The organism is Kitasatospora sp. NPDC058170 (assembly GCF_042883905.1).
GTDB lineage: Bacteria > Actinomycetota > Actinomycetes > Streptomycetales > Streptomycetaceae > Kitasatospora.
In genome coordinates, this window is the sequence record NZ_JBHVUV010000001.1 from 33,723 (window position 1) to 47,995 (window position 14,273).

General features: G+C 71.7%; 10 protein-coding genes. 7 read left to right on the forward strand and 3 right to left on the reverse strand.

Annotation, left to right across the window (positions count from 1 at the left end):
• Positions 1–342 precede the first annotated feature (342 nt).
• Both acnA and ACFVVX_RS00170 read left to right on the forward strand, forming a co-directional pair.
• Positions 343–2,988, forward strand: a complete 2,646-nt coding sequence (acnA, locus tag ACFVVX_RS00165) for an aconitate hydratase AcnA (protein ID WP_387939650.1) — start codon at positions 343–345, stop codon at positions 2,986–2,988.
• A gap of 171 nt (positions 2,989–3,159) precedes the next feature.
• A complete protein-coding gene (locus tag ACFVVX_RS00170; protein WP_387939652.1) occupies positions 3,160–4,461 on the forward strand; it encodes a glycoside hydrolase family 18 protein in 1,302 nt (433 codons plus the stop codon).
• Between the two features lie 149 nt (positions 4,462–4,610).
• On the opposite strand, the gene pepN is transcribed toward ACFVVX_RS00170, so the two are convergent.
• Positions 4,611–7,175, reverse strand: coding sequence for an aminopeptidase N (pepN, locus tag ACFVVX_RS00175; RefSeq protein ID WP_387939654.1), 2,565 nt, complete (start codon positions 7,173–7,175; stop codon positions 4,611–4,613).
• A gap of 237 nt (positions 7,176–7,412) precedes the next feature.
• On the opposite strand from pepN, the gene ACFVVX_RS00180 reads away from it, so the two are divergent.
• The gene (locus tag ACFVVX_RS00180; RefSeq protein ID WP_387939656.1) at positions 7,413–8,045 is read left to right on the forward strand and encodes a DsbA family protein; all 633 of its coding nucleotides are present in this window, start codon (positions 7,413–7,415) and stop codon (positions 8,043–8,045) included.
• Positions 8,046–8,181: 136 nt separating this feature from the next.
• Here the strand turns inward: ACFVVX_RS00180 and ACFVVX_RS00185 are convergent, their stop codons facing one another.
• The gene (locus ACFVVX_RS00185; protein WP_387939658.1) at positions 8,182–9,603 is read right to left on the reverse strand and encodes an amino acid permease; all 1,422 of its coding nucleotides are present in this window, start codon (positions 9,601–9,603) and stop codon (positions 8,182–8,184) included.
• A 291-nt stretch (positions 9,604–9,894) separates the two neighbouring features.
• Here ACFVVX_RS00185 and ACFVVX_RS00190 point away from each other — a divergent pair, with 291 nt between their 5' ends.
• The 4 genes from ACFVVX_RS00190 (at position 9,895) to ACFVVX_RS00205 (ending at position 13,316) form a co-directional block, all read left to right on the forward strand.
• Entirely contained in the window at positions 9,895–10,497 is a 603-nt protein-coding gene (locus ACFVVX_RS00190) for a biotin transporter BioY (protein ID WP_387939660.1), read from the forward strand.
• A gap of 54 nt (positions 10,498–10,551) precedes the next feature.
• Complete coding sequence (locus tag ACFVVX_RS00195) at positions 10,552–11,037, forward strand: ribose-5-phosphate isomerase (RefSeq protein WP_387939662.1); 486 nt, start codon at positions 10,552–10,554, stop codon at positions 11,035–11,037.
• 387 nt (positions 11,038–11,424) lie between these two features.
• Positions 11,425–12,654 (forward strand): PP2C family protein-serine/threonine phosphatase, encoded by a 1,230-nt coding sequence (locus tag ACFVVX_RS00200; protein ID WP_387939664.1) that lies wholly within the window; start codon positions 11,425–11,427, stop codon positions 12,652–12,654.
• A gap of 467 nt (positions 12,655–13,121) precedes the next feature.
• A complete protein-coding gene (locus tag ACFVVX_RS00205; RefSeq protein WP_329487645.1) occupies positions 13,122–13,316 on the forward strand; it encodes a hypothetical protein in 195 nt (64 codons plus the stop codon).
• 60 nt (positions 13,317–13,376) lie between these two features.
• On the opposite strand, the gene ACFVVX_RS00210 is transcribed toward ACFVVX_RS00205, so the two are convergent.
• Positions 13,377–14,165: a DUF6348 family protein gene (locus ACFVVX_RS00210; RefSeq protein WP_387939666.1), complete on the reverse strand. Its 789-nt coding sequence runs from the start codon at positions 14,163–14,165 to the stop codon at positions 13,377–13,379.
• Positions 14,166–14,273 lie beyond the last annotated feature (108 nt).

Genomic DNA, 14,273 nt, shown 5'->3' on the forward strand with positions numbered 1-14,273 from the left:
TCCAGTGTCGAACAGTGTCGAACTCCCCGGTCACCGTACCCGGCGGCCCCCTCGGCGGCCCCGGCGACGGTGCGCGGGTCGCGCGCGCGGTAGGAAGGCAGTAGGCAAGAGGTGGGCTGACGGGGAAGGATCAGCCCGGGGCATGCCTGCGGTGGTGAACGCGTGGGCATGCACTATGGTTTATCTCGACATCGAGATAACTGCCCCTTACGATATATCTCGACATCAAGATACTTGCCGAGAGGCGCTCACCGGCGATGCGGGCAAGGTCAACCTAAGTAAGGCTGACCTTACCACCGTGGCGGCCGGCATACCGCACGAAGCACCTAGAAGGAGTCAGTCGTGTCCGCGAACAGCTTCGACGCCCGCAGCTCGCTGCAGGTGGGCGACGAGTCGTACGAGATCTTCAAGCTCTCCGCCGTCGAGGGTTCCGAGCGGCTGCCGTACAGCCTCAAGGTGCTGCTGGAGAACCTGCTCCGCACGGAGGACGGCGCGAACATCACCGCCGACCACATCCGGGCCCTCGGCAACTGGGACGCCGACGCCCAGCCGAGCCAGGAGATCCAGTTCACGCCGGCCCGCGTGATCATGCAGGACTTCACCGGCGTGCCGTGCGTGGTCGACCTCGCCACCATGCGTGAGGCCGTCAAGGAGCTGGGCGGCGACCCGGCGAAGATCAACCCGCTGGCCCCGGCCGAGCTGGTCATCGATCACTCCGTCATCGCCGACAAGTTCGGCACCCCGGACGCCTTCGTCCAGAACGTCGAGATCGAGTACGGCCGCAACAAGGAGCGCTACCAGTTCCTGCGCTGGGGCCAGACCGCGTTCGACGAGTTCAAGGTCGTCCCGCCGGGCACCGGCATCGTCCACCAGGTGAACATCGAGCACCTGGCCCGCACCGTCATGGTCCGGGGCGGCCAGGCGTACCCCGACACCTGCGTCGGCACCGACTCGCACACCACCATGGTCAACGGCCTGGGCGTGCTGGGCTGGGGCGTCGGCGGCATCGAGGCCGAGGCCGCGATGCTCGGCCAGCCGGTCTCCATGCTGATCCCGCGCGTGGTTGGCTTCAAGCTCAACGGCCAGCTGCCGGCCGGCACCACCGCCACCGACCTGGTGCTCACCATCACCGAGATGCTGCGCAAGCACGGTGTGGTCGGCAAGTTCGTCGAGTTCTACGGCGAGGGCGTCACCGCGATCCCGCTGGCCAACCGCGCCACCATCGGCAACATGTCGCCGGAGTTCGGCTCGACCTGTGCGATCTTCCCGATCGACGCCGAGACCATCAACTACCTGAAGCTCACCGGCCGCGACGCGCAGCAGCTCGCCCTGGTCGAGGCGTACGCCAAGGAGCAGGGCCTCTGGCACGACCCGTCGGTCGAGCCGGTCTACTCCGAGTACCTCGAGCTGGACGTCTCCACCGTCGTCCCGTCGATCTCCGGCCCGAAGCGCCCGCAGGACCGCGTGATCCTGGCCGAGGCCGCCACCAAGTTCGCCGAGGCGCTGCCGACCTACTCGGCCGAGGCCTCGAAGCCGACCGCGGTGACCGCCCCCGACGGCTCGACCTACGAGATCGACAACGGCGCGGTCGTGATCGCCTCGATCACCTCCTGCACCAACACCTCCAACCCCTCCGTCATGCTGGGCGCCGCCCTGCTGGCGAAGAAGGCCGTGGAGAAGGGCCTGACCGTCAAGCCCTGGGTCAAGACCACCCTGGCCCCCGGGTCCAAGGTCGTCATGGACTACTACGAGAAGGCCGGCCTGCTCCCGTACATGGAGAAGCTGGGCTTCAACCTGGTCGGCTACGGCTGCGTCACCTGCATCGGCAACTCGGGCCCGCTGCCCGAGGAGGTCTCGGCCGCCGTCAACGAGTCCGACCTGGCGGTCGTCTCGGTGCTCTCCGGCAACCGCAACTTCGAGGGCCGGATCAACCCGGACGTCAAGATGAACTACCTGGCCTCCCCGCCGCTGGTGGTCGCCTACGCCCTCGCCGGCAACATGAACATCGACATCACCCGTGACGCCCTGGGCCAGGACGCCGACGGCAACGACGTCTTCCTCGCCGACATCTGGCCGTCCGAGCAGGAGGTCGCCGACACCGTCGCCGGCTCCATCGACGAGGCCATGTTCGACAAGGGCTACCAGGACGTCTTCGCCGGCGACCACCGCTGGCAGTCGCTCCCGGTCCCGACCGGCAACACCTTCGAGTGGGACGCCGAGTCCACCTACGTCCGCAAGCCCCCGTACTTCGAGGGCATGGCCAAGACCCCGAGCCCGGTGAACGACATCGCCGGCGCCCGCGTCCTGGCCAAGCTGGGCGACTCGGTCACCACCGACCACATCTCCCCGGCCGGCAACATCAAGCCCGGCACCCCGGCGGCGCAGTACCTGACCGCCAACGGCGTGGAGAAGCGCGACTTCAACTCGTACGGCTCGCGCCGTGGCAACCACGAGGTGATGATCCGCGGCACCTTCGCCAACATCCGCCTGCGCAACCAGATCGCGCCGGGCACCGAGGGCGGCTACACCCGCGACTTCACCCAGGCCGACGCGCCGGTGTCGTTCATCTACGACGCCTCGCAGAACTACCAGGCCGCCGGCACCCCGCTGGTCGTCCTGGCGGGCAAGGAGTACGGCTCCGGCTCGTCCCGCGACTGGGCCGCCAAGGGCACCGCGCTGCTCGGCGTCAAGGCCGTCATCGCCGAGTCCTACGAGCGCATCCACCGCTCGAACCTGATCGGCATGGGCGTCCTGCCGCTGCAGTACCCCGAGGGCCAGACCGCCGACTCCCTCGGCCTGACCGGCGAGGAGACCTTCTCCTTCACCGGCGTGACCGAGCTCAACGAGGGCCGCACCCCGAAGACCGTCAAGGTCAAGGCCGGTGACGTCGAGTTCGACGCGGTCGTGCGCATCGACACCCCCGGTGAGGCGGACTACTACCGCAACGGCGGCATCCTGCAGTACGTGCTGCGCAGCCTGATCGGCTGACCGTAGCGGCTGGTCAGGCCGCTGCACACACGAGGTCGACAAGAGGCCGGATCGCGTCCACGCGGTCCGGCCTCTTGTGTGTCCGGAACAAATGGACTAAACCTCTGTCTCAGCTTGGTCCAGACCATTTGACGCTGAATCAGAGAAAGCCGCAGGTCTTCTCCCATGCGCATGTTCAGTCGTACCGCCGCCCTCATCGCCGCCGCCACGGTGGCCGCCGCCCTCGCCGCCCCCACGGCCCAGGCCCACGACCGCGACCACGGCCCGAAGCTGAAGGGGCAGCGGGTCGGCTACTTCACCCAGTGGGGCGCCGACAGCTCCGCGAAGCGGGTGCAGGAGTCCGGTCAGGCCGGGAAGCTCACCGTCATCAACTACGCCTTCGGCAACGTCTCCGCTGAGGGCACCTGCTTCGAGACCAACGAGTCCGGCCAGGGCGACGCCCTGAACGACTACCAGCGCCCGTTCAGCGCCGCCGAGTCGGTGGACGGCGTGGCCGACCGCGCCGACCAGAAGCTCAAGGGCCACTTCAACCAGCTGCGCAAGCTCAAGGCCGAGAACCCGCAGCTGAAGACCGTGATCTCGCTCGGCGGGTGGAGCTGGTCCAAGTACTTCTCGGACGCCGCCGCGACCGAGGAGTCCCGCAAGCGGTTCGTCTCCTCCTGCATCGACCTGTACATCAAGGGCAACCTGCCCCAGCTCGGCACCGCCGAGGGAGGCAAGGGCGTCGCCGCCGGGGTCTTCGACGGCATCGACCTGGACTGGGAGTACCCGGGCGGTGGCGGTGACGGCGGCAACGTCGTGCGCCCCGAGGACGGCCGCAACTTCACCCTGCTGGTCCAGGAGTTCCGCCGCCAGCTGGACCAGCTCAGCGGCCGCAAGGGCCCGCACTACCTGCTGACCGCGGCCGTCGCCGCCAACGAGACCGTCGCCGCCCGGCTGGAGCTGCCCACGCTCTCGCGCTCGATCGACTGGCTCAACCTGATGACCTACGACCTGCACGGCCCGTGGGAGGGCGCCGGCCCGACCGCCCACCACGCCAACCTCTACTCGGACCCGAAGGACCCGTCGCCGCTGCAGCGCAGCGCCGACCGGGCGGTCGACTTCTACGCCCAGCACGGCCTGCCGGGCTCCAAGACCGTCCTCGGCGTGCCGTTCTACGCCCACGGCTGGACCGGGGTGCAGGCAGGCGGCAGCAACGGCCTGTACCAGCCGGCCGCCAAGGCCACGGCCGACTTCACCTACAACGAGATCTCCAAGCTGCCCGGCAAGGTCTACACCGACCGCGACCACGGCGCGTCCTGGAAGTACGACGGCACCAGCTTCTACAGCTACGACAACGCCGAGGTGCTCACCCAGAAGGCCCGCTACACCCGCTGGAACGACCTGGCCGGTGTGATGGTCTGGTCGCTGGACGGCGACGACGCCAAGGGCAGCGCGCTCGCCGCCCTGGACCGCGGCCTCCAGCGCGGCTGACCGGAGTCGGCTGATCGGAGTCGGCCGACCGGATCCGGCCGACCTGTGGGGCCGACCGGAACGCCCGAAGGGCCCGCCGCGATCGCTCGCGGCGGGCCCTTCGGGTGGTGCGCCGTGCCGTGGTGCCGTGGTGCCGTGCCGCGCCGGACTCAGGCGCGGTCGCAGGCCTGCGCCCGCAGCGCCCGGGCCAGGTCGTCGCGGCACTCCAGCACCAGCCGGCGCAGCGCGGGCGCGGCGCCCCGGTTGCCGTCCAGCCAGGCGTCCGCCTCGGCCAGGGTCTGCTCGCTGATCTGGGCCCGCGGGAAGAAGCCGCCGACGATCCGCATCGCGATCTCGATGGTCCGGTCGGCCCAGACCCGCTCCAGCAGCTTGAAGTAGGGCGCGGCGTAGAGCGCGGTCAGATCGCGGTGGGCGGGCAGCGCGAAACCGGCGATGTTCGCCTCGACCAGCGCGTTGGGCAGCTCCTCCGAGTCGATCACCGCGGACCAGGCGGCGGCCTTGGCCTCGGGCGTCGGCCGGGCGGCCAGCGCCTGGGTGTACTGGCGCTTGCCGCTGGCGGTGTTGTCGGCCGCCAGCTCCCCGGCCAGCTCCTCGTCGGAGGCCTGGCCGGCCGCGGCCAGCGTCAGCCAGAGCGACCAGCGCAGCTCCTGGTCGACGTCCAGGCCGTCGATCCGGGCGGTGCCGGCCAGCAGGCCGCGGACCAGGCCGAGGTGCTCGGAGCCGTTGGCGGTCTGCGCCAGGAACCGGGCCCAGGCCAGCTGGTGGTCGCTGCCCGGGGCGGCGGCGCGCAGCTCGCGCAGCGCGCCGTCGGCCAGCAGCCGGCCGCCCTCGCCGCGCCAGGCCGGGTCGGCGTACAGGTCGACGGCGCCCTTGGCCTGCTGGTGCAGCGACTGCAGCACGCCGATGTTGGACTCCTGGCCGGCGAAGCGCAGCACCAGCGCGACGTAGTCGCGGGCCGGCATCAGGCCGTCGCGGGTCAGGTTCCACACCGCGGACCAGGACAGCGCCCGGGCCAGGTCGTCCTGGATGTCGCCGAGGCCGGCCCGCAGGGTCTCCAGCGACTCGGCGTCGAAGCGGATCTTGCAGTAGGTCAGGTCGTCGTCGTTGAGCAGGACCAGCGCGGGCCGGGTGCGGCCGACGGCCTCGGCGACCACGGTCCGGGCGCCGGTGACGTCCAGCTCGATCCGGGCGGTGCGGACCAGGGCGCCGTCGGCGTCCCGGTCGTAGAGGCCGACCGCGATCCGGTGCGGGCGCAGCACGTCCCCGTCCTGGAGGACGGCGAGTTCGGTGATCCGCCCCTCGGAGTCCACGGTGACCTGCGGGGTGAGCGAGTCGACCCCGGCGGTCTGCAGCCAGGCCGCCGCCCAGGACTTGAGGTCGCGGCCGCTGGTCTCCTCCAGGATGTCCAGCAGGTCGGCGAGCTCGGTGTTGCCGAAGGCGTGCCGCTTGAAGTACCGGCGGGCGCCCTCGAAGAAGGCCTCCGAACCGACGTACGCCACCAGCTGCTTGAGCACCGAGGCGCCCTTGGCGTAGGTGATGCCGTCGAAGTTGAGCTTGGCGTCCTCGAGGTCCCGGATGTCCGCGGTGATCGGGTGGGTGGTCGGGAACTGGTCCTGCCGGTAGGCCCACGCCTTGCGCTGGTTGGCGAAGGTGATCCAGGCCGAGGAGTAGCGGGTGCGGGCGCCGATCAGCGCGTAGGAGCCCATGAAGTCCGCGAAGGACTCCTTCAGCCACAGGTCGTCCCACCAGCGCATGGTGACCAGGTCGCCGAACCACATGTGCGCCATCTCGTGCAGGATGACGTTGGCCCGGCCCTCGTAGGCGGCGTCGGTGACCTTCGAGCGGAAGACGAACTCCTCGCGGAAGGTGACGCAGCCGGGGTTCTCCATCGCGCCGATGTTGTACTCGGGCACGAAGGCCTGGTCGTACTTGCCGAAGGGGTACGGGTAGTCGAACTCCTCGTGGAAGAAGTCGAGTCCGAGCTTGGTGACGCCGAGGATCTCGTCCGCGTCGAAGTACGGGGCGAGCGAGCGGCGGCACATCGCGGAGAGCGGGATCTCCAGGGTGGAGCCGTCGGCCAGCGTGCGGCTGTAGTGGTCGCGGGCCACGTGGTACGGGCCGGCCACCACGGCGGTGAGGTAGGTGGAGATCGGCTGCGTCGGCGCGAACTCCCAGGTGCGGGCGTCGCCCTCGGCGGTGACGCGCTCGTGCACGGCGTTGGACCAGACGTCCCAGGCGGCGGGCGCGGTGACGGTGAAGGTGAAGGGCGCCTTCAGGTCCGGCTGCTCGAAGGTGGCGAACACCCGGCGGGCGTCGGCCGGCTCGTAGTGGGTGTAGAGGTAGGTCTCGTGGTCCACCGGGTCGGTGAAGCGGTGCAGGCCCTCGCCGGTGCGGCTGTACGCGCAGTCGGCGTCGACCACCAGGACGTTCTCCGCGGCCAGGCCGTCGACGTGGACGCGGGCGCCGTCGAAGGCGGTGGCCGGGTCCAGCTCGCGACCGTTCAGGGTGACGCCGCGCACGGCGGTGGCGAGCAGGTCCAGGAAGGTGGCGGCGCCCGGCTCGGAGCAGCGGAACGTGAGGGTGGTGGTGGAGCGGAAGGTGGCGGCCGCCGGGTCGGGGGCGGAGGTCACGTCCAGCTGGACCTGGTAGCCGTCCACGGCCAGGATGCTGGCCCGCTGCTGGGCTTCGTCGCGGCTCAGGTTCTTGCCCGGCACGGCGGTACTCCTTTGTCCGGTCCCGCACGGTGGTGCGGTCTGCGGGGTGGTGCGGTCGGGGTGCTGCTTCCCGTGCACGTGCTGTTCCGTGCACTGGGGGGCATCCTTTCACGGCACCCGCGCCGGTACCATTGCACAATCCGGTACCCGGAGGCGGAATCAGTGGCGGCGGGCGGGTGTTGGGCCCGGGGAAGCCCCGTGCGGGGGCCTGCCCGACTCTGACGAAGGACGACAGCCGTGACGACTGCCGCTGAGCGCAAGACCGCCGATTTCTGGTTCGACCCGGCCTGCCCGTGGGCCTGGATGACGTCCCGCTGGCTGATCGAGGTCCAGCAGCTGCGCCCGGTGGACGTGAACTGGCACGTGATGAGCCTGTCCGTGCTGAACGAGCACCGCGACCTGCCGCAGGAGTACCGCACCCTGCTGGACAACGCCTGGGGCGCCGTCCGGGTCGCCATCGCGGCCGCCGAGAAGCACGGGGACGAGGTGCTCGGCCGCCTCTACACCGAGCTGGGCACCCGTTTCCACAACCAGGGCCTGCCGCAGAACCGCGAGACGATCGAGGCGGCGCTGGTCGCGGCCGGCCTGCCGGTCGAGCTGGCCGACGCGGCCGACACCGACGCCTACGACGAGGCCCTGCGCGCCTCGCACAAGGAGGGCATCACCCTGGTCGGCGAGGACGTCGGCACCCCGGTGATCGCCGTCGAGGGCGCGGACGGCGAGCGGGTGGCCTTCTTCGGCCCGGTCGTCACCCCGACCCCGCGCGGCGAGGCCGCCGCCCGCCTGTGGGACGGCACCCTGCTGGTGGCCTCCACCCCGGGCTTCTACGAGATCAAGCGCACCCGTACGGCGGGCCCGTCCTTCGAGTAGGCCCCCGCACGGCACCACGCACAGGGGCCCGGTACCGCGACGCGGTACCGGGCCCCTGTGTCTGTCCGTCCGTCCTGCCGTTGCCCGGCGCTCGCGCTCGGGCCCTGCCGGCCCCGGTCAGCCCTGCCGGCCCCGGTCAGCCCTGGTGGGCCGCCGCGGCGTCCCGGCGCTGCTTGAGCAGGCCCGCGCCCGCCAGCAGGGCGACCAGCACCCCGGCCGCGTACAGCTGCTCCCGGTTGCCCTCGGTGGTGGTCATCAGGCCGAGGATGCCGACCACGGCGGCCATCGCGACCCAGGTCAGGTACGGGAAGCCCCACATCTTGACGGTGAGCAGCTCGGGCGCCTCGCGCTCCAGGCGCCGGCGCATCCGCAGCTGGACGATGCAGATGAAGAGCCAGACCACCAGGATGGCGACGCCGGTGGTGTTCATCAGCCAGGTGAAGACGGTGTCCGGCCAGAACTTGCCGGCCAGCACCGCGCCGAAGCCGAACAGGCAGGAGGCCAGTACGGCCATCCGCGGCACGCCGCCGCCGACCTTCGCCAGCGCCTTCGGGCCCTGGCCGCGGGAGACCAGCGAGTACGCCATCCGGGAGGAGCCGTAGATGTTGGCGTTCATCGCGGAGAGCAGGGCGATCAGCACCACGACCTCCATGATGGTGCCCGCGCCGGGCACGCCCAGGTGCTGGAGCACGGTCACGTACGGGCCGTTGTCGACGATCGACGGGTCCTTCCAGGACACCAGGGTGACGACCAGCGCCATCGAGCCGATGTAGAAGATCGCGATCCGCCAGACCGCGGTGCGCACCGCGTTGGCCACGTTCTTCTGGGGGTCGTCCGACTCGGCGGCGGCGATGGTCACGGTCTCCAGGCCGCCGTAGGCGAACACCGAGGCGAGCAGGCCGACGATCAGGCCGCTGGTGCCGTTGGGCAGGAAGCCGCCCTGCCCGGTGAGGTTGGCGGCGCCGGGGGCGCCGTCGCCGAGCACCCCGGTGACGCCCAGCGTGCCGAGCACCAGGAAGGCCAGGATCGCGGCGACCTTCACCGCGGCGAACCAGAACTCGAACTCGCCGAAGTTCTTCACCGCGGTCAGGTTGCTGGCGCAGAAGAAGACCATGAAGAGGCCGACCCAGATCCAGGCGGAGACGCCGGGGACCCAGCCGTTCATGATCTTGCCGGCGGCGGTGGCCTCGGCCGCGACGCCGCAGCAGAGCATCACCCAGTACATCCAGCCGGCGGTGACCCCGGCCCACGGGCCGATCTCCTTCTCGGCGTGCACCGAGAACGAGCCGGAGGCCGGGCGGGCCGCGGACATCTCGCCCAGCATCCGCATGATCATCATGACCAGCAGGCCGGAGAGCGTGAACGCCAGGATGATCGCCGGTCCGGCCGCCGCGATGCCCGCGCCGGAGCCCACGAACAGGCCGGCGCCGATCACGCCGCCGAGCGCGATCATCGAGAGGTGGCGCTGCTTGAGCCCTCTCGAGAGCTGCTGGCCGTCGGACGGGGGAGTGCCGGTGGAGGTCGTCCCGGGCGCCGGGGGCGCGGAGGTACGGGCCATGAGGGTGGATCCAGACTGTTCGGACAGCGGGGTGAGTCGCCCAATATCCGGTGAACAAGTTGTCCATGCCAAGAATGGGGGAGCGGGGCTCACCATCCGGAACGGTCGATGGCGGGCGGTAGTCGTCAGTCTACGCTCCGGAATCGTCCCTGGGTCGGACCCGACAACCGGGGGCCCCGGGGGTTTGTCAGGTTCCCTGACGGTGCCTCGGGCGATCAGAGCGTAGGTTCACAGTTGTTCACTCACCTGATCATCCGACCACCCGACCGTCCCACCGTGCGGAGAACCCCGATGGCCACTGCCAGCACCCCGACACCGACCCGTGCCGTCCTCGCCGACCTGCTGCCCGCCGCGACCACCCGGGCCGGCGCGCAGGCCCGCGACCTCGCCCTGGTGGCGGGCGGCGCCGCCCTCACCGGTCTGGCCGCCCAGTTCTCGGTGAACGTCGTGGGCTCGCCGGTGCCCGTCACCGGCCAGACCTTCGCCGCACTGCTGGTCGGCACCGCGCTCGGCACCCGTCGGGGCATCGCCTCGCTCGGCCTCTACCTGCTCGCCGGCATGGCCGGCCTGCCGTGGTTCGCCGAGGCCTCCTCCGGCTGGGCGATGCCCACCCTCGGCTACGTGCTGGGCTTCGTCCTCGCGGCCGGCCTGACCGGCGCGCTGGCCCGCCGCGGCGCCGACCGCACCCCGCTGAACACCGCCGTCGCGATGGTCCTCGGCACCCTCGCCATCTACGCCGTCGGCGTGCCCTACCTGGCCTTCTCGCTGGACGTCCCGCTCTCCCGCGCCGCCGAGCTGGGCCTCTACCCGTACCTGGTCGGCGACGCCCTGAAGGCCGTCCTGGCGGCCGGCGCCCTGCCGCTCGCCTGGAAGCTCCTGGGCAGGCGCGGCTGACCGCCGCCAGCCCCGCTGAGGAGCCCGGGTGCCCGCGCATGCCACACTGCTGCCATGCGCGTGTACCTGGGCTCCGACCATGCCGGCTACGAACTGAAGAACCACCTCGTGGAGTGGCTCAAGGAGGCCGGCCACGAGCCGGTCGACTGCGGGCCGCACATCTACGACGCCCTCGACGACTATCCGCCGTTCTGCCTGCGCGCCGCCGAGCGCACCGCCGCGGACCCGGAGGCACTGGGCGTCGTGATCGGCGGCTCGGGCAACGGTGAGGCGATCGCCGCCAACAAGGTCAAGGGCGTGCGGGCCGCACTGGCCTGGAGCGAGCAGACCGCCTCGCTCGGCCGCGAGCACAACAACGCCAACGTGATCTCCATCGGCGGCCGGATGCACACCGAGGCCGAGGCCACCAAGTTCGTCGAGGTCTTCCTTGCGACCCCGTACAGCGGCGACGAGCGGCACACCCGCCGGATCGACATGCTGAGCGAGTACGAGACCACCGGCGAGCTCCCGCCGATCCCGGCCCACCACCCGCAGGGCTGATCCACCCCTTCCCTCCGGCCCCGAACGGCCGGCCGCGCACCATGCCGCGGCCGGCCGTCGTGCTGTCCCGGCCCGCTGTGCCGGTGCGGTCCCGGCCCGCCGCGCCCGCCGCGTGCTGCCCCCGGGCCGCGCCGCACCGCCGCGCCCCGGGGCCGCGCTGTGTCGTCGGCCACAGCGCCCGCCCCGCCCGGACGGCGCCCTCCGGAGCCCGTGCGCGGGGCGCACGCCGTTCACCTGGTTCGTACGCCCAACCGGCGCACGCCTCCTGACGCAGCGGCTGCGGCCGCCCCGATCGGCCGAAACCCGCTGACGCGCCCGCGCCACGGCGGCGGCGCCCGCGCACAAGCCGTCGACGCAGACCCGTACCGGTGGATATGGTCGGTCCCCATGGCTGGCAGACCGCAGGGCGCACCGCCCCAGACGACTGCGACGAGGCCCGACGCCGCTCCGGTGAAGGACCCCGTGACGGCCCGGTTGCGCAAGAGGCTCCGCCGGGTCCGCCGAAGGCTGCGCACGGCCGGGGTGGACTACTTCCGCGGCGGCCCGGCCGACTGGCCGGTGCTCTGCGTGCTCGCCCTGCTCGTCCCGCTGCTGATCATGCTCAACATCTGGATCCCCGCCTGGGCCCCGCCCACCGCCCTGGTCCTGCCGATCCTGGCCGCCGCCCTGCTGCTGCGCCCCGGCAGCCTGGTGGTGCTGTACGCGCTGACCGCCCTCGGCCTCTCCGCCGAGTCCGTGATCCACACCGGCCAGCGGGTCGCCAGCGCCGATCCGGACGCCTACACCTACGGGGTCACGCCCGGCGCCGCCCTGGTGGTCGGCGCGGCCGGGGTCGGCGGCCTGCTGCTGGCCCAGTTCCGCAGCCGGGTCGGCGTGCCCTGGTGGGGCGGCTCCACCATGCTCTTCGACCTGCGCGAGCGGCTGCGGGTGCAGAGCCGCGTCCCGAAGCTGCCGGAGGGCTGGCACGCCGACATGGCGCTGCGCCCGGCCGGCGGACAGTCCTTCTCCGGGGACTTCGTGGTGGCGGCCCGTACCGGTCCGGGCCAGCGGGTGCTGGAGGTGGTCCTCGCGGACGTCTCCGGCAAGGGCATGGACGCCGGCTCCCGGGCGCTGCTGCTCTCCGGCGCGTTCGGCGGCCTGCTCGGCTCGCTGCCCGCGCACGAGTTCCTGCCCGCCGCCAACGGCTACCTGCTCCGGCAGTCCTGGGAGGAGGGCTTCGCCACCGCCGTCCAGCTGGTGCTGGACCTGGACACCGGCGAGTACGAGCTGCTCTCGGCCGGCCACCTGCCGGGCATGCAGCGGCTGGCGGGCGCCGGGCGCTGGGAGATCAAGGAGACCTCCGAGGGGCCGCTGCTCGGGATCTACGACGGCGCCAAGTTCGAGGGCGTCCGCGGCCGGCTGAACCGCGGCGACGTCCTGCTGCTCTGCACCGACGGCATGGTCGAGGCGCCCGGGCGCGATCTCTCCGAGGGCATGGACCGGCTGATGGGCGAGGCCGACCGGCTGGTCCCCGGCAGCGGCCCCGGCGCCGGGAGCGGCGCGGCGTCCCGGCTGATCGAGACGGTCGCCCGGGACATCAACGACGACCGCGCGGTGCTGCTGCTGTGGCGGGACTGACCCGCCGTGGATATGCCGCGGGCAGCTGCTGTCAAGGCTGGCAGCTGATCTTCGGCCATTTCCGACCCGCCGTCGGCTGAGCGGACCAGGCGGTTCCGGTCCGAGCCGCCGGGCGCTTCCCGGCCGCTCAGCGCGCCCCGTCGACGATTCGTCAGAACGCCTCCGCTATCGTCTCGCTCGGCGGAAACTCGTCTCACATCGCAGGATATCGGCGTTCGACTGACAGTCAGACCTTTACGCAATCGGCACGGTCGACCACACTGAGTCCGGGCGGGACTGGTCAGAACTCGGGGGATGGGGGCGTCGCGTGCGGCACGACGAGAACTGTGCGGCACGGAACTCCTCTCCGGTGCGACGTACCGGACGATCGGCAATTCCGCCTCGGGACCGTCGGACAGACCGGGGTCCGGCTTCGCAGGGGCTACCAGTCGAGGGCGCCCCGCTATGAAACGAGGAAGTGAGTCCGGGTGGCACTCTCCGTCTCCGCGCTGGTCCTGTTCGGCGTCATCTGCTTCATCTTCATCCGCAACAAGCAGCTGAAGGTCGGACACGCCATCCTGGCCGCCCTCTTCGGCTTCATGCTGAACCAGAGCACCGCGGCCAAGCCGATCCAGGATTTCCTGAGCCAGATCGCCAAGAGCATCTCCAACATCGCCAGCTGACCCCCACGGGGTTCTGCGGGGCCCTGCGGGGCCGAGCGGGGGAGGGGCCGGCCGCCCGCGTTACCGGTCGGCCCGTCTGGCCTGCCGCCAGCGGCTGAACAGGCCCCGGGGGCGGGTCGCCGCCGGGACGGTCGCGCGCGCCGGCCCGGGCGCCTGCGGGCCCGCCTGCGCCGCCGGTCGCTGCGCCGTGTCCGGGGCCGCCAGCAGGACGAACAGCCGCGCCCAGCAGAGCCGTTCGCCGCGCGGCCAGTCCAGCGCGCGCAGCGCCGTCGACGCGGCCTCGGAGACCTCGCCGTTCACCCGGACCTCGGCGACGTCGTCCCCCGCCTTGCCGCCCAGGAACAGCTTCACCCCGTTCAGCGGCCGGCCGGCCAGCTCCGGCAGCAGCGCGGGCGCCAGCGCGGGCAGCACCCGGTGCTCCGCGAGCCAGCCCGCCAGCTTCTCGTTGCCGAAGCCGAACACCGCGGCCGGCCCCTGCACGGCGTGCCAGCCCGGCAGTTCGGGGTGGTCGTGGTGGTCGCCGTGCGCGCCGCGCCGCTCCGTCAGCTCGACCAGCGCCGAGGCGGTGGTGGTCGCCCACATCCGCACCGCGTTGGCGAGCTTCTCCTCCTCGGTCTTGCCGAGTCCGGCCGCGCAGTCCCAGACCACCGGTGCGTCGGCGCGCCCCAGGTGCAGCACGAAGCCCAGGTCGACATGGCCCCCGTCGTCGCCGGGGTGCTCCCGGACGGCCACCGCCGTGGTGCCCGGACCGCGCACCACCTCGCCGTCGATGACGAACACCTGCCCGAGTCGCGCCATCTCCCGGACCACACAGCGCTGTATGACGTCCAGTCGGTCCTGGGGACGCACGGGAACTCCTCCACCCTCGGGCTCGGCACGTTCTCGAACTGCTCTCGAACGCCCGCCGAGGCTATCGGCCCGGAGCCTTGCCGGGAAACCGCCGTGGGCCCGGCCCCG